This is a genomic window from Micromonospora sp. RTBAU3-60, assembly GCF_054963695.1.
The window spans coordinates 1-18,734 of sequence record NZ_JBUEGB010000096.1 but is presented as its reverse complement, the minus strand read 5'-3'; the positions used below and the strand labels follow the sequence as shown (position 1 = coordinate 18,734).

Genomic DNA, 18,734 nt, shown 5'->3' with positions numbered 1-18,734 from the left:
TACCACGATCTGATCGTGGGTATGGTTGTGGCCACGTTTCCAGTGCTTGCGCATCTGCCGAGCGAGGAACGGATCGTCGGCCCATTGGTTGGCCTTTAGCGCGGTGAGCATTCGCTTGCGTTCGGCCGGATCGCTCGTGCGTCGGCTGATCGCCCGCCGGACCTCGACCTTCGCTGCCTCCAGGTTCGCGGCGATGTCGGCCATGGCGTCGCGGACGGTTTCCTTCCACGCATTCGCCAACACGCCAAACAACGCGTGTGTGCCGTCGGCCAGCCACCGGTCGCGCACCTGCCGGTCCCTCAACCCGGACCCGACGCCCTTGATCGAGCCGTAGCGCTGCCACACCTCGCTGCGCACCCGGCCCAAACGGCGGGCCTGCTCCGCCAGGGCGGCGTACTTACCTGGGTTGAGTCGGGCCGAGCAGGCGATGCGTGTGACCTTCACCGGTCACTCTCCATGGTCAGGTCCGCCGTCTTCAGCTCCTTCTCGTAGCGGCGCAGACCGTCCAGCTGGCCAGCGAAGGTGCTCAGCGAGCGGCCCACCCACTTGGCAAACTCGCCGATCTGATACACGCTACCCACGACAGTCAATCGTCGACAGCTTTAGAACGGAAAGCAACCACCAGTCGCGGTGGCCGGCGAGCCGGCTGAGGCGAATGATTGCGCACGGCGGGTGGAAAGGTAAAGACGTCAGGGCCTGGCGACGTGCAGCCGGACGGCCCGGTTGGCCAGTTCGTCGAGCACGTCGCGGGGGGCGGCGTCGTCGGTCACGAGGTGATCGATCTCGTCCGTGGGGACGGTCTGCACCATGGTGTCGACTCCGATCTTGGTGTGGTCGGCGAGAACGACGATCTCCTCGGCCGCCGCGGCGAGGGCCCGGTCGACGCTGGCGACCTGCATGTTCGGCGTGGAGACGCCGCGTTCGGCGGTGAGGCCGTTGCCGGAGATGAAGGCCCGGCGGACCCGCAGGCCGGCGAGTGAGCGCTCGGCGGCGCTGCCGACCAGCGCGAGGATGGCGCCGCGCAGCGTGCCGCCGGTGAGGACGACCTCGACCCGTGGCGCGTTGGCGAGCGCCTGGGCCACCAGCAGTGAGTTGGTCACGACGGCCAGCTCGGCGTACCGGGTGAGCTGCTGGGCGAAGAGTTGGGTGGTGGTGCCGGCGCCGACGACGATGGCGTCGCCGTCCTCGACGAGCGAGGCGGCGAGTTCGGCGATGGCGGCCTTCTCGGCGGCGGCGACCTGGGCCTTCTGGGCGTAGGTGGGTTCGCGGGACAGTGCGCCGGGCAGGGTGGCCAGCGCGCCGGGCAGGGTGGCGCCGCCGTGGTGGCGGTTGAGCAGTCCGTCGGCCTCCAGGATCCGCAGGTCACGTCGGACGGTGACTTCGGAGGACTGCACGGCCTGGGCGATGTCCCGTAGCGAGACCGCGCCGTTGGCGTGCATCAGTTCGAGGATGCGTTGCCGGCGTTCGGCGGCGAACATGGTCCGCCGGCCCTCGGTCGCCGTCCGGGAGTCGTCGCCAGGTGCCACGTTGTCCTCTCTTCGTGATCGGGTCGGCCTGGTTCTGATCGTACTCTGCACCGCTCTCGCGCCTGGTGAGAGCGCTCCCGGATCGTTTCTGATCGGATCTGATCGAATAGTATTGACTTGAGATCGTGACGATGATTGATTGTTTCCCAACGATTTCAGGCAGGTCGCCACCCGGTCCGGCCGGCTCACCTCCGGCCCGGTGCCCGGGCGCTCCGGCTTGCCCTCTCACGCCCGAGTTCGTGAGAAAGGGGCCCTGAACGATGAGAAGAGCAGCTATCGCGCTGGTCGCCGCGGCCTGCGTGCTCGGCGGCGTGCCCGGGGTCGCGCACGCCGAGGCGACCTGGCATCCGGGCACACCACCGATCGCCACGCCGTGGACCGGCCAGGTGTCGCCGGACAACGCGCTTCCCGACTACCCCCGTCCTCAGTTGGTCCGCAAGAGGTGGGAGACCCTCAACGGGGTCTGGCAGTTCGCGGGGGCGCAGGAAGGCGAAGCGCCACCGATCGGCGAACAGCTCAGCGAGCGGGTGCTCGTGCCGTACCCGATCGAGTCGGCCTTGTCCGGCATCCAGCGGCACGAGGACCGGATGTGGTACCGGCGCTCGTTCGACGTGCCGGCGAACTGGCGGATCGGCGGCGACCAGCGGCTGCGGCTCAACTTCGGCGCCGTCGACTACGACGCCACGGTCTGGGTCAACGGCGTCAAGGTCGCCACCCACCGCGGCGGCTACGACGGCTTCAGCGTCGATGTCACCGACGCCCTGCGCGGCCGGGGCGCCCAGGAGCTGGTGGTCGGCGTCGAGGACCGCACCGACCAGACCTGGCAGCCGGTCGGCAAGCAGCGCAACGTGCCCGACCGCGGCATCTTCTACACCTCGTCGTCCGGGATCTGGCAGAGCGTATGGATGGAGCCGGTGTCGGCGAGCCACGTCGAGCGGTTGCGGATGACGCCGGACGTCGACGACGCCAGCCTCCGGCTCACCGCGCAGGTCGCCGGCGGCAGCGGTCGTACGGTCGAGGCCGTCGCGTACGCCGGCAACAAGCCCGTCGGCCGGGTGTCCGGGCCGGCCGGCGCCGAGCTGCGCGTCCCGGTGCCGAACCCGCAGCTGTGGTCGCCCGACTCGCCGTACCTCTATGACCTGAAGGTGCGGGTGCTGGACGGCCCGAAGGAGACCGACCGGGTCGAGTCCTACTTCGGCATGCGTGAGGTGAGCAAGGTCAAGGGCGCCGACGGCAAGCTTCACCTGGCCCTCAACGGCAAGATCCTGTTCAACATGTCCACCCTCGACCAGGGCTTCTGGCCGGACGGCATCCACACGGCGCCGACCGACGAGGCGCTGCGCTTCGACATCGCCGAGACCAAGCGGCTCGGTTTCAACACGATCCGCAAGCACATCAAGGTGGAGCCGGACCGCTGGTACTACTGGGCCGACCGGCTCGGCCTCATGGTGTGGCAGGACATGCCGGCCATGCGTACCGGCGGTGTCCCACCGGTCGACGCGCAGCGGGAGTTCGAGCGGCAGCTCAAGGAGATCGTCGACGAGCACCAGAGCTGGACCTCGATCACGGTCTGGGTGCCGTTCAACGAGGGCTGGGGCGAGTGGGACCGCACGGCGACCGGCCGGATCGCCGACGAGCTGCGCGCCCAGGACCCGAGCAGGCTGGTCAACGCGCACAGCGGCGTGAACTGCTGCGCCTCCAAGGGTGATTCGGGCCGCGGCGACATCATCGACTTCCACCAGTACGTTGGCCCCGCCTCGCCGGTGCCCAGCGGGGACCGCGTCGCGGTGGACGGCGAGCACGGCGGCTTCGGGCTGGAGGTCGACGGCCACATGTGGTTCGGCGACGGCCACGCCTACGAGATGACGCCGGACAGCGCCACGCTGACCCGGCGCTACGTGGAGAACCAACGTGACCTGCTGACCGTGGCCAACCGGTGCGGGCTCTCCGGCGCCGTCTACACCCAGACCACCGACGTGGAGCACGAGGTAAACGGGTTCTACACCTACGACCGGCAGGTCCAGAAGATGGACTTCGACCAGGTCCGGGACGTCAACCGGGCCATCGTCCGCTCCGTTGACGGCACCGGGGCGAACGCCCCGCAGCTGCCGCCGGGCACGCCCGGGCTGACCGGGGTCGGCTGGTGGCCGCTGGACGAGGGCGCCGGCACGGTGACCGACGACAAGGCCGGCAACCACGACGGGACGCTGGTGAACGGCGCGACGTGGACCACCGGCCACTCCGGCGCCGCGGTGCACCTCAACGGCGTGAACCAGTACGTCGACACCGGCACCGCGATCCTCGACACCACCGGCAACTACACCGCGTCGGCCTGGGTCAAGCTGGACAGCCTCGGCGGGTTCGCCACCGCGGTGAGCCAGGACGGCGGCAGCCACAGCGCCTTCTTCCTGCAGTACTCGGGTGCCGACAACCGGTTCGCGTTCAGCTTCGCCGGGGTCCGGGCGCTCGCGCCGACCGCACCCGAGACCGGCCGCTGGTACCACCTGGTCGGCGTGCGCGATGCCGCCGCCGGCACGCTGACGCTCTACGTCGACGGGCAGCAGGCCGGCACGGCCAGCTCCTGCCTGGGCGAGGCGTCCAGCGGACCGACCGTCATCGGGCGGGCCAGGTTCAACGGCGGCCCAGTCGACTACTGGCGCGGCGCGATCGACCAGGTGCACGTCTACGACCGCGCCCTGTCGGCCGCCGAGGTCGGCCAGCTGTACACCTCCGGAGGCTGAGGCGACGACGCCTCCTCGCCGTCGCCGCCGCGGTGCCCACCGCGGCGGCGACCGCCCCCGCTCCACCCCCTGAGTGAGAACCGCCTCGGGAAAGGAAACCCCATGCCCAGGACATCCGGATTGGCGGCAGCGGTCACGCTGGCGGCCCTGCTCGCCACCGCTGCGTGCGCCAAGAGTGAGGACAGCGGCGACACGCCCGCACCGGTCGGCAGCGCGGGCCAGCAGGTCGTGCAGAGCACGGGCGCCACCGGCCCGACCTGCACCCTGCAGAGCTTCGGTGGGCAGAAGTTCGACGTCAAGAAGGACGTGGTCGGCTTCTCCCAGTCGGAGAAGGAAGCCAACCCGTTCCGTATCGCCGAGACCAAGTCCATCAAGGACGAAGCCGGCAAGCTCGGCATCGCCAACCTGCGGGTCACCAACGCGCAGTCCCAGTTCTCCAAGCAGATCTCCGACGTGCAGCAGCTCATCGCGCAGGGCGCCAAGCTGCTGGTCATCGCGCCGTTGAACTCCGACGGCTGGGAGCCGGTGCTGCGGCAGGCAGCGGAGAAGAAGGTCCCGATCATCACCATCGACCGCAAGATCAACGCCCAGCCGTGCACCGACTACCTCACCTTCATCGGGTCGGACTTCTATGAGCAGGGCAAGCGGGCGGCCGACCAGATGATCCAGTCCCTCGGCGGCCAGGGTGAGGTCGCCATCCTGCTCGGCGCGCCCGGCAACAACGTCACCACCGACCGGACCAAGGGTTTCAAGGACCGGATCCAGGAGAAGGCGCCGGGCATCACCATCTCCTTCGAGCAGACCGGCGAGTTCACCCGGGAGAAGGGCCAGCAGGTCACCGAGCAGCTGATCCAGTCCCGCCCCGGCACCAAGGGCATCTACGCGGAGAACGACGAGATGGCGCTCGGGGCGGTGACGGCGCTCAAGGGGGCAGGGAAGTCGCCCGGCCAGGTCAAGATCGTGTCGGTGGACGGCACCCGCGCCGCCGTGCAGGGCATCGTCGACGGCTGGCTGTCCGCGGTCGTCGAGTCGAACCCGCGCTTCGGACCGCTCGCCTTCTCCACCGCACAGAAGTTCCTGGACGGGGAACCGATCCCCGCCACGGTGATCATCAGTGACCGGGAGTACACGACGGCGAACGCCAAGGAGAGCCTGGGAAACGCGTACTGATGGCGACCGCGGTTCTGGAGGCCCGGGGAATCTCGAAGGGATTCCCCGGGGTCCTCGCCCTCGACGACGTGTCCTTCCGGCTGGACGCGGGGCAGGTGCACGCCCTGGTCGGCGAGAACGGCGCCGGCAAGTCCACCCTCATCAAGGTCCTCACCGGCGTGTACCGGCCGGACCGGGGGACGCTGCTGCTGGGCGGCGAACCGGTCACCTTCGACAACCCCCTCGCCGCCCAACGGGCCGGGATCTCGACCATCTACCAGGAGGTCAACCTCGTCCCACAGATGAGCCTCGCGCACAACCTGCTGCTCGGGCGGGAACCGCGCAGCCGGCTCGGGGTCATCGACATGACGCAGCTGTACGCCGAGGCCGAGCGTGTGATGACCCGGTACGGCATCCGGGCCGACGTGCGCCGGCCGCTGCGCTCGCTCGGCATGGGCACCCAGCAGATGGTGGCACTCGCCCGCGCGGTCTCCATCGAGGCCCGCGTGGTCATCATGGACGAGCCGACCTCGGCTCTGGAACCGCGGGAGGTGGACACCCTCTTCGGCGTCATCGCCGACCTGCGAGCCCAGGGCATCTCGCTGATCTACGTGAGCCACCGCCTCGACGAGCTGTACCGGATCTGCGACCGGGTCACCGTGCTGCGCGACGGCAGGGTGGCGCACACCGGGCCGCTCGACGAGCTCCCGCGGGTGGATCTCGTCGCGCTGATGCTCGGCCGCGATCCCGCCGAGATCAGGCGGGAAGGCGCGACGAAGTTCTCCGGCGAGCACACCACCGCCGCCAGCGGGCCGCTGGTGGAGGCCCGCTCGTTGTCCCGCCGACCCGACCTGCGTGATGTGTCGGTGCAGGTCCGCCCCGGCGAGGTGGTGGGCCTGGGCGGGCTGCTGGGCGCCGGGCGCAGCGAGACGGCCAAAGCGATCGCCGGTGCCCTCCCGGTCGACGGCGGCACGGTGCTGGTGGCCGGGCAGGAGGTGCGCCGCGGCTCGCCGGCGGCGGCGATCCGGGCCGGCGTCAGCCTCGTCCCCGAGGACCGCAAGGTCGAGGGCATCGTGCCGACCCTGTCGGTACGGGACAACATCGCGCTGGCCGCCCTGCCCCAGCTGTCCTGGTCCGGAGTGGTGTCCGACGCCCGGGTCGACCGGATCGTCGACACCTTCATGCGGCGGCTGCGCATCAAGGCCGCCTCCCCCCACCAGAAAGTCTCCGAGCTGTCCGGCGGCAACCAGCAGAAGGTCCTGCTGGCCCGGTCGCTGGCCACCGGCGCGAAGGTGCTGCTGCTCGACGAACCGACCCGGGGCATCGACGTCGGGGCCAAGGCCGAGGTGCAGGCACTCATCGACGAACTGGCAGCCGAAGGGCTCGGGGTGCTGCTGATCTCCTCCGACCTGGAGGAACTCGTCGAAGGGGCGGACCGCGTCGTGGTCCTGCGCGACGGCGCGGTCGCGGGCGAGCTGAGCGGCGGCCAGGTCACGGAACAAGCGATCATGGCAACGATTGCCGCGACAGGAGAGACCGATGGCTGAGATCGCGGTCGCACCGCGCGCCTGGGGCGGGCGGGCAGGACTGCTCGCGTGGCTGCAGGAGTACGGCGTCTACGCGTCGGTGCTCGCGCTCCTGCTCTTCAACGTGGTGTTCACGCCGCACTTCCTGGAAGTGGCGAACTTCCGGACCCAGCTGATCCAGGTGGCCCCCGTCGTGATCACCTCGCTCGGCATGGCGCTGGTGATCGGCACCGAGGGCATCGACCTGTCCGTCGGTTCGGTGATGGCGCTCGCCTCGGCGATGGTGGTGCTCTACCTCGGGTACGGCGCTCCGGTCGCGATCGTCGCGGCCCTGATCGCCGGCGCCGCCATCGGCGCCGGCGGCGGCGCGCTGGTGGCGTACGTGGGGGTGCAGCCCATCGTGGCGACGCTGGCCCTGCTGGTAGGCGTACGTGGCCTGGCGAACGTGCTGGTGCCGCAGCTCACCGAGTTCCGCAACCCCACGCTGATCACCCTCGGCAGCCGGTCCGTGCTCGGCCTGCCGCTCGTGGTCATCATCGCGGCGGCGCTCACCGTACTGATCGGGTTCCTGGTCAAGCGCACCACCCTGGGCCGCCAACTGGTGGCCGTCGGTGGCAACCGGGCCGCGAGCCGGCTGTCCGGCCTGCCGGTACGACGCGTCCTGGTCACCGTCTACCTCATCTCCGGCCTGCTCGCCGCGGTGGCCGGCGTGCTGGCCACGTCCCGCCTGCAAGCCAGCGACCCCACCTCACTGGGCCTGCTCATGGAACTGTCCGCGATCACCGCCGTGGTCGTCGGCGGCACCCCGCTCACCGGCGGCCGGGTCCGCGTGCTCGGCACCGTGATGGGCGCCCTGCTCATCCAGCTCCTCCAGGCCACACTCATCAAGCACAACCTGCCGCAGTCCTGGACCCAGATGGTCCAGGCGGTCATCATCCTGGCCGCCGTCTACGCCGCCCGAGGGAGGCGCGCATGACCACCACCATCGCCGGCGCGGACACCAGCGCCGACGCGCGGCGCCGGCCGGGCGGGCTGCGCCGCGAACGTATCGGCCATCTCCTCCAGCACCACGGCGCGCTCATGGTGCTGGCGGTCACCGTCGTGGTCGGGGCCGTCGCCTTCGACTCGTTCGCCACCCCACAGAACGCCGCGAACATCGTCGTGTCCTCGTCGTTCCTGGCCATCGTCGCGATCGGGATGACCTTCGTCATCATCAGCGGCGGGATCGACCTCTCCGTCGGCTCGTCCTTCGTGCTCGCCGGGGTGCTGGCCGCCTACGGCTCCCGGTACGGGCTGCTCGTCGCGCTCCTGCTGCCCCTCGCCGTGTGTGGCGCGATCGGGCTGGTGCAAGGGCTGATCGTGGCGCGCACCGGCATGGCGCCGTTCATCGTGACCCTGGCCGGCCTGCTCGGTATGCGTGGCCTCATGCTCGCGGTCTCCGGCGAAGGGGCGAACACCTACCTGGTGCAGAACGACGCCTTCAGCGCGCTGGGCCAGACGTCCATCCTCGGCCTCACCGTGCCGGTCTGGATCACGCTGGGGCTGGTCCTGCTGGGCGGGGTGCTGCTGCAACGCACCAGCTTCGGACAGAACGTCTACGCCATCGGCGGCAGCGAAGAGGCCGCGGTGCTCATGGGCGTGCCGGTCACCCGAGTCAAGGTTGTCGTCTATCTCATCTCCGGATTGCTGGCCGGGTTGGCCGGGGCGCTCAACGCCGCCCGCCTGTCCTCCGGCGTCACCATCCTCGGCGCCGGCATGGAACTCGACGTCATCGCCGCCGTGGTCATCGGCGGCACGCTGCTCACCGGCGGCGCCGGCGGGCTCACTGGCACGATGGCGGGGGTGCTGCTGCTCGGCGTCATCCAGAGCCTGATCAACCAGATCGGCGTGCTCACCTCGTCGTTCCAGCAGGTCGTCAGCGGCGCGTTCCTCGCGCTGGTGGTGGTCATGCAGCGGATCCTGCACCGGGCGCAGCGGCTGTCCTGAGGGCTGCTTCCCGATCGCCCACCGGCCGCGACCGGGCGAGTCGAGGGCAGCCGCCCGCGGTGGATCTACCGGGAGGTCCGTCAGTCAGGTGGCCGCTGCGGGGTGCCGCATCAGCCGCCGTGTTGGTGTGGGGCGCCGACGGTGTAGAGCAGAGTGGCGAGTGCGGCCAACGCGAGGACGATCCGTAGCTTCATGGCCATCGATGCTAGGGATTGGTGAACATCAACTGACTCGGCGGTGCCGGTGGGCATCTGAAGCTGTTCGTACAGAAACGCCAGGCGATCGGGCCGCTAACTCATCGATCGGTGTGCCCTGCCTCGCCGGGATTCGCCGGCGCCGCCGAGGGCCGGTTCGCCAGGGCGGCAGCGAAACGCGTCGCGAGCGCCGCGACCGCGGCACGGAGTTCTGGTCCGCCGACGACGCGGAAGGCGAACGGCACACCCGCCAGCCACTCCTGCGCGTACATGGCCGGATTGCTCGTGCTGCCCACGAGCACGCACCCGTCTCCTGATGGTTCGAGCCGTCCCATGGGCGGCCGGATCCACGGGGCCACCTCAGCCAGCGGGGCATCGAACACCACGTGGGTGGGGAACTCCCACCCGATGCCCAGGTGCTCCTCCAGTGCGGCGACCGGGTCGAGGCCGTCGGGGGGCTCGAACTCGTGCGCGGTCTGCCGGACTCCGCAAATCCGGTCGACCCGGTAGGTGCGGATCGCGTCCACCCGATGGGAATGGCACAGGAGATACCAGCGCCCGTGGCGGACGACGACCGCCCAGGGGTCCACCTCCGCGTCCCACTCGTTGCCGGTCTCGCTCCGGTACGTGACCAGCACGCGACGTCGGGCCGCGCCGGCCGCGACGAGTGAGCTGGTCAGGGTGGGATCTGGACGGGCCGAGCGCCGGTCGGGCGCAGCTGACGCATGCTCTCGCAGTGCGGCCGCCTGCCGGCCGACGCCCTCGGGCAGGGCCTGGATGACCTTGCCCAGGGCAGCACCCACAGGATCGTCGACATCGGCGGCCGCCGGCTGGCCGTCGAGCACCGCCATGACCAGGCCAAGCGCCTCGGCCTGCGTGAAGACCACCGGAGGCAGCCGCGTCCCGCGCCGAAGCCGGTACCCGCCATGGGGCCCCCGGGCTGACTCGACGGGGATGCCGGCCTCCCGGAGGATCCCGACATACCGGCGCGCGGCCCGCTCCGTGACACCGAGTCTCTCGGCGAGCTGGTCGGCCGTCGTGCCGGGGCGGGCCTGCAGGATCTCGAGGGCACGCAGCGCCCGTGCGGTGGGGCTGAGATCGGTCGGCACCCGAGCAGACTAGGTCGCCACGAAATGAACCGGAAGTAGATCGTCCGGAACTGGCCCTAGCGTGATGCCCATGACCACCGCGGGAAAAGGAAACTGATCATGGATATTTTGCTCATCGCCGGCCTGTGGCTCGACGGCTCCGCCTGGGACGAGGTGGTGTCCGCACTCGAGCCGCTCGGCCATCGCCCCGTACCGCTCACCCTCCCGGGTCAGGGTGACGGATCCGCGTCCGCCTCGCTCGACGACCAGGTGGCAGCGGTCCTCGCCGCCGTGGACTCGGCATCCGGAAAGCCCATGGTGGTGGGGCATTCCGCCGCCTGCACCCTGGCCTGGCTGGCCGCTGACGCGCGACCGGAACAGATTGCCAAAGTCGCTCTCATCGGTGGCTTCCCGTCCGCCGACGGGGAGCGCTACGCCGACTTCTTCGAGCTGAAGGATGGCGTCATGCCCTTCCCCGGCTGGGGCCCATTCGAGGGACCGGACTCTGCGGACCTCGACGAGGCGGCCCGGCGGAGCATCGCGTCCGCCGCGATTCCCGTACCGGAGGGGGTGGCCAGGGGGGTGGTGCGCCTGGCCGACGAGCGACGCTTCGACGTCCCGGTCGTGCTCGTGTGCCCGGAGTTCACACCAGCCCAGGCCAAGGAGTGGATCGACGCCGGCGACGTGCCCGAACTGGCAAAGGCCAGGCACCTCGACTTCGTCGACATCGACTCCGGCCACTGGCCCATGGTCAGCAAGCCGAAGGAACTCGCCCGGCTCCTTGCCGCGGCGGCTGCCGAGGTCTGACCTGCCGCCGCGGCCGTGAGCCGGGAGGATGAGACGCGCGGAAGGATGCGAGGGATGGCATACACGATCCGACCCCTGGACGCCTCGACCTGGGACGCATTCGCGAAGCTGGTCGAGCGCAACAACGGGATCTTCGGTGGGTGCTGGTGCATCGGTTACCACCCGGAGTGCGGCCAGCGGGGGATCAGCCACCGCGCGGTCAAAGAGGACCGGGTCCGGACCGGCCGTGCTCACGCCGCGCTCGTCCTCGACGAGGACGGCACCGCACAGGGGTGGTGCCAGTACGGCAGCCCCGAGGAACTGCCCGGCATCAAGCACCGGCGGGCGTACGACAGGGACGCGCCACCGCGTCCGGACTGGCGGATCACCTGCTTCTACGTCGACCGGAAACATCGCGGTCAGGGCATCGCACGGGCAGCCCTGGAAGGCGCTCTCGACCAGATCGCCCAGGCCGGCGGCGGCCTCGTCGAGGCCATCTCCGAGGTCACCACCGGCCGCGAGGCGCCCGGCCGGTTCCTGTTCAGCGCGACCGTCGAACTCTTCGAGCAGTTCGGATTCACCCGCGGCCGCCAGGTTGGCAAGCACGCATGGATCGTGAGCAGGGTTGTCGATCCCGTGTGACGTCGGCCGTCCGCTCCCAGCGAGCGCGACCGTTGCCTCGTCAGTGCGGGCGAAACCGCACTGACGAGGCAACTGACCACGATGGGCGGGTTACTGCTTGGCGACCGTGATCGTCGCCGTGCGGTAGTTGTTGCGCGTGTCGTTGTTGCTCGGGTCGTAGTTCTGCTCGATGTTGCCGGCGCTGTCGACCGAGAACCAGCGGAACGTCGTGGTCTCGGTCACGTGGAACACCTGTCCCGGCTCACGGAACTCGGTCGCCGCGTAGCGGGGCGACTCGAGGGTGGGCCGGCTGCCGTCCGTCGTGTAGTAGATGGTGGCCGGCTCGCTCGTCTCGAAGCGCACGTCGACGGGCCCGGAGTACTTACCGCCGCCGGGGACGAGCGTGGACGTCGGCTTCTTGTTGTCCTTGCCCCACTCCGCCGCGATCCGGAACATCTCCATGAGCCCGTTGGCGTACTCCATCGTCTCGGCGTGGCCGCTGACGAGCTCCGGGTTGCCCACCCACGCCGGCTGGAACGAGCCGCCCTGCCAGTTGCCGGTGGCCGGGTTGTAGACCGAGCCGCCGACCTCCCAGCCGAAGGCGTAGATCCCGTAGTTGTGGTACAGGTCCTCGCGTACGTTGCCGGCGGAGGAGTAGAGGACGTCCGACGAACCGCCGACGTTCTCCGGCGTGACGACGGTCTGCCGGTGCGCCTTGACCTGCGACAGGATCCGGGCGGCCGACTGCCAGTAGAACGCCTCGTCACCCAGCGGCGGGCGCGGCGTGGTGATCCGCCCGTCCGCGATGTAGGCGCCCGGCTGCCAGAACAGCTGGCCGCCGTTGGAGTGCACCGACATCATGAACTTGATGTTCCGGTACTTCTCGACCAGCCAGATGATGTTCTTCGACTCGGGCTCGGACAGCTTCTCCGGTCCCTGGTAGGTGTCGCTGACGCAGCTGGTCGACCCGCCCGCATAGCCGTCGTGGCCCGACCCGACCCGGTAGTTCCGGTTCAGGTCGACGCCCCACGAGTTACGCCGAGCCGGATCGGCGTTGTCGTCCGCGCAGTGGTTCGTCATGTTCCGGCGCTGCGAGGCGAAGTTGTAGAAGCTGTAGTTCGCCCCGTCGGGGTTGTTCGACAGGATGAAGAAGACGTCGGTGTTGTCGACGATCTTCTTCGTCTCCCAGTCCGACTTGTAGTTGTGCACCAAGCGCTCGGCCGCCTCCAGCGACGTCGTCGCCGGCACCCACTCACGGGCGTGGTCCTGCGCCTGGATCAGGACACCCGGGTTCCTGCCGTCGCGGTGCTTGCCGATCCGCAGCACGGGGATCGTGGCCGGACCGCGCGGCACCTCGCCCTCCGGCGCGCCGGCGCGCTTCTGATCGAGGAAGTCGGTCAGCGCGACCGGGCCGGACGTCGCGGCGACGATGCCGGTGCCCGCGTTGGTCCGGTACGGGTGTGCCCGGTCGATCAGGCCCTGGGACTGGGTCCGCAGCGCCGCCGCCACCTGGGCGGCCGTGCTCGCCAGCGCACCGGAGGCGTCCGTGGCAAGAAGGACCCGCACCGCCTTGCCCGCCACCTCGACCGTGAGCGGCAGGTTCGCCCCCGGCCGGTTCACGAACTCGACGGTGACGTCGTTGCCACCCTCGTGGCCCCACGCCGCCGAGCTGACCACGACCGCCGATTGCCCGGTGCCGCCGATCGTGGCCTGCGCCTTACGCTGGTAGCCGTTCGTCTTGTTCGGCAGGTAGACGATCTCGGCGATGTCCGGGTACTGGCGGGCGATCTCCTCGGCGCGGCTGTAGAGCTGCTGCGGGTGCTTGTAGCCGTCGATGAAGTCCGACTGGTAGCCCGGGTTCGCCGTCAGCGGCGGCGGGCCGTCCTCAAGCCAGTTGGAGACGTAGCCGGTGGTGGCGCCGCCGCTCGAGCTCGTGACCCGGATCTGGTTCGGGCGGGTGTCGAGCTTGAACAGGTTCCGGTGGAACATGTACTGCCCGGAGTCGACGAACCGGCTCATCGTCCGCGCGAAGCCGAACGTCGTGCCTGCGCCCGAGTCGTTCTCGAGCTGCATCGTGACGATCGGGTTCGTCTGCTGCCCGTCCGTGGTTCGCGCCTCGACGTACAGGAAGCCCTGGCCCTTCGTGGTGAACCAGTCGGCGCGGACGATCCGCACCGTCGCCTCGTGGCCGGCCGGCTGGACGGCCTGCGCGCGCAGGGCTCGGATGCCGCCGTCGGCCTCGTCGCTCCATGCGAAGCCCTCGTCGTCGCCGAGGATTTCGACGCCCATCGCCTTGAGCTCGGCGATCTGCTCGGTGCTGACCACCGCCTCGCCCTCGATGCCGGTCGGCACGCGCCTGAGACCGTGCTCGAGGTCGAAGCCGGCGGCGACCACCTTGTCCAGCATGTCGGCGCCGGTCAGCTGGATGCGGACGAGGCGTACCGACTCTGAATCCTCAAGGTGGGATCGCCCCGAGCCCGCCGTGGCGGTCGACCCCGCGGGATCCGCGCCTGCAGGCGCGGTCGCCATGAGGACGCTCCCCACCAGGGCGGGCAGTGCGAAGAGCGCTATGCGCAACTGTCTGCGTCGCATTCTCCCCTCCTTCTGCTTGTGGCGTCTGGTTGATGTGCGGACCGGCCGCGGTGCTGGGCGGTCCGTTCAGGACGGTCGTGCTGAGCTCGCGCACGGTGATCCTGGGTACGACAAAGGTCACCGCCGTGAGAGGTGCACAAGGGCCGCGAGCGAGCTGGGTGCGGTGAGCGTATGTGCATCTTTCGCATCGACGGCTCGCATGAACCGGATTTGAGCATTACTTGAGGCATCGCCACGCGGCAGTGCGCATCTGGCTGGCCAGCCCTGGTGTCGCCGCACGCAGTCCACCCGAACCTGGCGAAGTCCACCTGCCGACCACCCGTCAGCGCCGGCTGCTCCGCTTGTGCTTGGAACGGCTCGTGAACCGGCCGCTGCCGCCGACCGAGGCGGCGGGCCGACGCGGCCGCGTACGCCGAGGGAACCAGCGCTGGAACGGGATGCGGGACAACAACATCGGCACCGCCACGACCAGGATCGCGAACCCGGCGACGCCCAGCCCGCCCTGTACGCGGCCCCGGTGCCCGCTGAGCTGATCGAAGTCGGTGACAAAGTCGCTCGGGTCGGCGGGATTCACCCAGATCGCCACCCGGTCACCACTCGACCGGCACACCTCGAAGCAGGCGACCTCCTCCTCGTACGTCCGGCCGCTCAGCTCGTACCGGAAATACATGGTGCTCGACGGGCTCGATCGGTTGCCGCGGGACTTGGTCACCTGGTCGTAGACGACGGCTCGCGCCGGCACCCCGGTGGCCCGTAGTTCCTTCGCCCAGTCGTCGAGCGCGTACTGGGTGTGGAACGGTAGCCAGAGCAGCAGGCCGCCGGCGGCGACCAGCAGGGCGCAGCCGAGGGTCACCCACGCCGACGAGAGTTGCCGCTTGAACACTCGATCATCGTGGCGTAAGGACGCAACCCGGCCGCGGAGGGCACCGGCCCGGCTCACCCAGGACGTTTCCCGGCGGCCACGCGGACTCAGGATCGCAGCTCGGGGGCGTCTCGAATGGCGAGCGCGGCCTGGACGAGCGCGGCGTGGGTCAGCGTCTGGGGGTAGTTGCCGAGGTGGCCGCCGGTCGCGGGGTCCAACTCCTCGGCATAGAGGCCGAGGGGGCTGGCGTGGTCGAGCAGGGTCTGGAACAGCTCGACGGCCTCGGCGCGGCGCCCGGTGCGGGCGAGGGCCTGCACGAGCCAGAACGAACAGGGCAGGAACGCGCCTTCGGCGCCGGGGAAGCCGTCACGCCCCGGCGGGTAGCGGTAGAGGAGCGGGCCGCCGGCGGAGAGCCTGTCCCGGATGGCGTTGATGGTGCCCTGCACCCGGGGCGAATCGATACTGTCCAGGTCGAGCAGCGGCAGGACGAGCAGGGCCGCGTCGAGGTCGGGGGAGCCGTAGCTGCGGACGTAGCTGGCCGCCGTCAGGTCGAAGCCGTGCGCCCGGACCTCGGCGGCGATGGCGTCCCGGGTTTCCTGCCAGCGCCGGCGTTGGCGGTCCGGCAGCGGGTGAGTGTCGGCGATGCGCAGGGCCCGGTCCAGGGCGAGCCAACCCATGAGCTTGGAATGTACGTGCTGATCGGGTTCGCGGACCTCCCAGATGCCGGCGTCGGGCTCCTGCCAGCAACGGGCGACCAGGTCGGCGAAGCCGCGCACCGCCCGCCACGTCTCGCTGTAGAGGCGCTGCCCGGCCTGCGCGAACGCCCAAGCGGCGTCGATCACCCAGCCGTAGCCGTCGAGCTGGTGCTGGCCGGCGGCGCCGTTGCCGATCCGTACCGGCACGCTGCCGAGATAGCCGGGCCAGCCGGGCAGTTCCCGTTCCGCCGGAACGTGCCGGCCGTGCAGGGTGAGTAGCGCCGGCAGGCGTGGCCGCTGAAGCCGGCTGGCGTGCAACAACCAGGCGAGGAAGCCATGGGCCTCGTCGGGTTTGCCGACGCTGAGGAAGGCACTGACGCCGATGCTGGCGTCACGGGGCCAGACATAGCGGTAATCCCAGTTCCGTATCCCGCCGGGGTCCTCGGGCAGTGACGTGGTGGGTGCGGCCACCGGAGCCTGCGACGGCGAGTAGGTCAACAGTCGCAGGGTCAGCAGGCTCCGCACGACCTGCTCGCGGAACGGCAGCGACCCGTCGATCTCGGCGGTCCAGGCTCGCCACCGGTTCTCGTCCTCGATGAGCAGGTCCCAGGCCGTTGCCGGCTCGACGTGGATCAGCGGTTCGCGGTGGGCCACGGCCAGCACAAGGGTGACCGGATGGCCCGGCCTGACCATGATCGAGCTAGGCCGACCCGGCTCGATGGTGAGCCCGGGTGTGCTGCCCACGGAGACCGCGTTCGCGCCCCACTCACACACCAGGTCCCGGCCCCGGTGCTGAACTCGGGGCCGGCGGTGCCGTACGCCGAGGCGGGGGTCGAACTCGACGACGGCGTCGACCGACGCCTCCTCGGCCGACAGACGCCGGACGAGCAGAGTCGTCGGCAGCAGGCGACCGCTGATCTCGGCCACCATGGCCTCGGCGAGGGTGAGTCGTCCCCTGCCCACCGCCCAGGTCGTCTCCAGCGTGGCCGTGTGCTGCCGGTAACGCCGGTCGACGACCGTGGCCGGCCGAGCCGGGCCGACCCGGAACGTTCCCGCCTCCGGGCCCCCGACGAGCCGGCCGAACAGGGGCTCGCCGTCGAAACGGGGCACGCAGAGCCAGTCGATCCCGCCGTCACCGGCGACCAAGGCAGCGGTGCGGGTGTCACCCAGCAGCCCGTAGTCGCTGAGCGGCGCTGGGCGCCGAGGCCACGTCACGTCGGGCCACCAGTCATGAAGATCGCTCCCTGCCGAGGCGCGACGCGGGTCAACCGGCCTGGAGGAGCAGGCCGAGGACGATCCCGTACAGGACGTGGACGACAGCCGCGACCGCGGGAGTCTGGACGCCGTAGTTGAGGGCGAACACGCCAGGTGGCTCCAACACGGCCGTGCTGGCCAGGCCCGCCCGCTGCGAGGCCATGCGCGGGTGGACACCCGGAAGCAGCGGCAGGAGCACCGTCAGCGCTATCCCGACGTGCAGGGTCCCGAGCAGCGCCCCGATCCACCAGGTGGCGCGGTGCAGCAGGGCGAACGTGGCCGCGTAGCCGAGGGCGAAGCCCTGACCGGCGCAGAGGTGGATGAAGAACCCGAAGACCCGGGCCCGGTCGGGATCCTCGGTGACCAGGGTCCCGAGCACCAGGGGAAGGTCGAGGCGGGTAAGGCCGGCCAGTTGAGCAGTGATCAACGCTGCGGTGAGCGCCACCGTGGCGACCAACCCGAACAACGCCCATCCGGCCCAGTCCATCTCAGCAGCGGCCGACGCCGCGGGCGTTCACGGTCGGGACGGCGAGAGCTCCGGCGCGGGCGCCGCCCGGCCTCCCGGCGTCCAGGTCGACACCGGCGCCAGCCAGCGGCGCAACTGACCGGGTCTGGCCCGCCGAACAGCGGTTCCGGGTCGTCGCCCCGCGGCTCGGCGGTCGCTCGGTCATCGGTCCATCCTCCGGCCGGACAACGTGAAGGCCCTACGGCTCTGATCGGGGTGCCCGCCGCGCACCAGCATGGACCACAGTGGCGGCCCCGGATCTCACCATAAGCCACCGGACCCGGGACGCTGGCCCGCTTGCTGAGGTGCACCGGGCCCGCCGGGCCTCATGATCGCGCTGCCTCGGCGAGCCTGCGCACCGGCTCCGACCAGGCCTGCGGGTCAAGCCAGGGGAACGTGTGGGCACCGGGTACTTCCGCGTACCGGCCATCGGGCACCATCTCGGTCAGGTGCCGCGCCCACCGGCGGGTGCTGAGCCGGTCCTCTTCGCCTCGCAGGACCAGCAGCGGGACCGTCAGCCGCGCCACCGGCTGCTCCATGTCGTGACGAAGATGAGCCCGTACCAGATGCACCAGCCGGCGCAGCCCGGCCCGCTTCCACTCCGGCCAGTGCGAGTCGGTCAGGCCGGGAGGTTCGTGCCGGCCGTCGAGCTGCCACCGGACGAGCAGGCGTACGGGACCGCGGGCGACCGGGTCGACAGTGGGGCTGGCCAGTACCAGCCCGGCCACCCGGGGATCGCCCACGGCGGCTTCGGCGGCGACCTGGGTGCCGCTGGAGTGCCCCGCCAGGATCACGCGGTCCGGTTGTCGGGTGGTCAGCCAGTCCGCCACGGCGTAAGCGAACTCCGGCACCGACAGTTCGTGCGGCGGCTCGCCGCTGCCGCCGAACCCGGGCAGCTCCACCAGATGCGCGCGCGTCCACCTGCCGAACGCCGCCAGTCCCGGCAACAGGTAGTCGGCCACCGCCATGCCTTGCACGAGGACGACCTGCGGCACGCCGGTTCGCGGGACGCCGACTGCCCGGGTTCGCATCCGGCCCAGCACCCCGTCGTGGTATGACGTGGTGACGTCGCGCGGGAACTCGGGCATGACGCTGGGTACCCGCGCTAGCAGGCTTGACATCCTCCCGGCCCTGATTGGCCGGGATTCTCACGGTCGCCCGTGAGGTTTCCTGTTTCATCGCCGATTGCCTTTCCGGGAGGATTTTCCC

General features: G+C 70.3%; 16 protein-coding genes. 7 read left to right on the top strand and 9 right to left on the bottom strand.

Going from position 1 to position 18,734, the window contains the following annotated elements; translation table 11 throughout:
- The 3 genes from ACY34I_RS37505 to ACY34I_RS37495 form a co-directional block, all read right to left on the bottom strand.
- On the bottom strand, positions 1-444 hold a 444-nt coding region (locus ACY34I_RS37505; protein ID WP_462759912.1), incomplete at its 3' end, for a hypothetical protein.
- The gene (locus tag ACY34I_RS37500) at positions 441-581 is read right to left on the bottom strand and encodes a hypothetical protein (RefSeq protein ID WP_462759911.1); all 141 of its coding nucleotides are present in this window, start codon (positions 579-581) and stop codon (positions 441-443) included. The genes ACY34I_RS37505 and ACY34I_RS37500, both read right to left, overlap by 4 nt.
- A gap of 108 nt (positions 582-689) precedes the next feature.
- Positions 690-1,526, bottom strand: coding sequence for a DeoR/GlpR family DNA-binding transcription regulator (locus ACY34I_RS37495; protein ID WP_462759910.1), 837 nt, complete (start codon positions 1,524-1,526; stop codon positions 690-692).
- A 260-nt stretch (positions 1,527-1,786) separates the two neighbouring features.
- Between ACY34I_RS37495 and ACY34I_RS37490 the strand changes: the two genes are divergently transcribed.
- From ACY34I_RS37490 to ACY34I_RS37470, 5 genes are all read left to right on the top strand, one after another.
- Entirely contained in the window at positions 1,787-4,267 is a 2,481-nt protein-coding gene (locus tag ACY34I_RS37490; protein ID WP_462759909.1) for a LamG-like jellyroll fold domain-containing protein, read from the top strand.
- 102 nt (positions 4,268-4,369) lie between these two features.
- On the top strand, positions 4,370-5,437 hold the full coding sequence (locus tag ACY34I_RS37485) for an ABC transporter substrate-binding protein (protein WP_462759908.1): 1,068 nt from the start codon (positions 4,370-4,372) through the stop codon (positions 5,435-5,437).
- Entirely contained in the window at positions 5,437-6,963 is a 1,527-nt protein-coding gene (locus ACY34I_RS37480; protein WP_462759907.1) for a sugar ABC transporter ATP-binding protein, read from the top strand. The genes ACY34I_RS37485 and ACY34I_RS37480 overlap by 1 nt, the downstream gene beginning before the upstream one ends.
- Positions 6,956-7,918, top strand: coding sequence for an ABC transporter permease (locus ACY34I_RS37475; protein ID WP_148797674.1), 963 nt, complete (start codon positions 6,956-6,958; stop codon positions 7,916-7,918). Before ACY34I_RS37480 ends, ACY34I_RS37475 begins: the two co-directional genes overlap by 8 nt.
- On the top strand, positions 7,915-8,928 hold the full coding sequence (locus tag ACY34I_RS37470) for an ABC transporter permease (protein ID WP_462759906.1): 1,014 nt from the start codon (positions 7,915-7,917) through the stop codon (positions 8,926-8,928). Before ACY34I_RS37475 ends, ACY34I_RS37470 begins: the two co-directional genes overlap by 4 nt.
- Before the next feature lie 295 nt (positions 8,929-9,223).
- Here ACY34I_RS37470 and ACY34I_RS37465 read toward each other — a convergent pair whose 3' ends face one another.
- A complete protein-coding gene (locus ACY34I_RS37465; RefSeq protein WP_462759905.1) occupies positions 9,224-10,231 on the bottom strand; it encodes a helix-turn-helix transcriptional regulator in 1,008 nt (335 codons plus the stop codon).
- Positions 10,232-10,330: 99 nt separating this feature from the next.
- Here ACY34I_RS37465 and ACY34I_RS37460 point away from each other — a divergent pair, with 99 nt between their 5' ends.
- Positions 10,331-11,017, top strand: a complete 687-nt coding sequence (locus ACY34I_RS37460) for an alpha/beta fold hydrolase (protein WP_462759904.1) — start codon at positions 10,331-10,333, stop codon at positions 11,015-11,017.
- Between the two features lie 54 nt (positions 11,018-11,071).
- A complete protein-coding gene (locus tag ACY34I_RS37455) occupies positions 11,072-11,638 on the top strand; it encodes an N-acetyltransferase family protein (RefSeq protein WP_462759903.1) in 567 nt (188 codons plus the stop codon).
- Positions 11,639-11,728: 90 nt separating this feature from the next.
- Here ACY34I_RS37455 and ACY34I_RS37450 read toward each other — a convergent pair whose 3' ends face one another.
- The 5 genes from ACY34I_RS37450 to ACY34I_RS37430 form a co-directional block, all read right to left on the bottom strand.
- On the bottom strand, positions 11,729-14,209 hold the full coding sequence (locus ACY34I_RS37450) for a M14 family metallopeptidase (protein ID WP_462759902.1): 2,481 nt from the start codon (positions 14,207-14,209) through the stop codon (positions 11,729-11,731).
- A gap of 322 nt (positions 14,210-14,531) precedes the next feature.
- Positions 14,532-15,092, bottom strand: coding sequence for a DUF3592 domain-containing protein (locus ACY34I_RS37445; RefSeq protein WP_462759901.1), 561 nt, complete (start codon positions 15,090-15,092; stop codon positions 14,532-14,534).
- A gap of 86 nt (positions 15,093-15,178) precedes the next feature.
- Complete coding sequence (locus tag ACY34I_RS37440; protein WP_462759900.1) at positions 15,179-16,981, bottom strand: glycoside hydrolase family 15 protein; 1,803 nt, start codon at positions 16,979-16,981, stop codon at positions 15,179-15,181.
- A 49-nt stretch (positions 16,982-17,030) separates the two neighbouring features.
- The gene (locus ACY34I_RS37435) at positions 17,031-17,507 is read right to left on the bottom strand and encodes a hypothetical protein (protein WP_462759899.1); all 477 of its coding nucleotides are present in this window, start codon (positions 17,505-17,507) and stop codon (positions 17,031-17,033) included.
- Between the two features lie 344 nt (positions 17,508-17,851).
- Complete coding sequence (locus ACY34I_RS37430; protein WP_462759897.1) at positions 17,852-18,613, bottom strand: alpha/beta fold hydrolase; 762 nt, start codon at positions 18,611-18,613, stop codon at positions 17,852-17,854.
- Positions 18,614-18,734 lie beyond the last annotated feature (121 nt).

Excerpts from the sequence above, each read along its gene's own strand:
- ACY34I_RS37435 (WP_462759899.1), bottom strand. The coding sequence starts at position 17,507 with ATGGACTGGGCCGGATGGGCGTTGTTCGGGTTGGTCGCCACGGTGGCG.
- ACY34I_RS37490 (WP_462759909.1), top strand. The coding sequence starts at position 1,787 with ATGAGAAGAGCAGCTATCGCGCTGGTCGCCGCGGCCTGCGTGCTCGGC.
- ACY34I_RS37455 (WP_462759903.1), top strand. The coding sequence starts at position 11,072 with ATGGCATACACGATCCGACCCCTGGACGCCTCGACCTGGGACGCATTC.
- ACY34I_RS37460 (WP_462759904.1), top strand. The coding sequence starts at position 10,331 with ATGGATATTTTGCTCATCGCCGGCCTGTGGCTCGACGGCTCCGCCTGG.
- ACY34I_RS37470 (WP_462759906.1), top strand. The coding sequence starts at position 7,915 with ATGACCACCACCATCGCCGGCGCGGACACCAGCGCCGACGCGCGGCGC.
- ACY34I_RS37430 (WP_462759897.1), bottom strand. The coding sequence starts at position 18,613 with ATGCCCGAGTTCCCGCGCGACGTCACCACGTCATACCACGACGGGGTG.
- ACY34I_RS37475 (WP_148797674.1), top strand. The coding sequence starts at position 6,956 with ATGGCTGAGATCGCGGTCGCACCGCGCGCCTGGGGCGGGCGGGCAGGA.
- ACY34I_RS37485 (WP_462759908.1), top strand. The coding sequence starts at position 4,370 with ATGCCCAGGACATCCGGATTGGCGGCAGCGGTCACGCTGGCGGCCCTG.
- ACY34I_RS37450 (WP_462759902.1), bottom strand. The coding sequence starts at position 14,209 with ATGCGACGCAGACAGTTGCGCATAGCGCTCTTCGCACTGCCCGCCCTG.
- ACY34I_RS37480 (WP_462759907.1), top strand. The coding sequence starts at position 5,437 with ATGGCGACCGCGGTTCTGGAGGCCCGGGGAATCTCGAAGGGATTCCCC.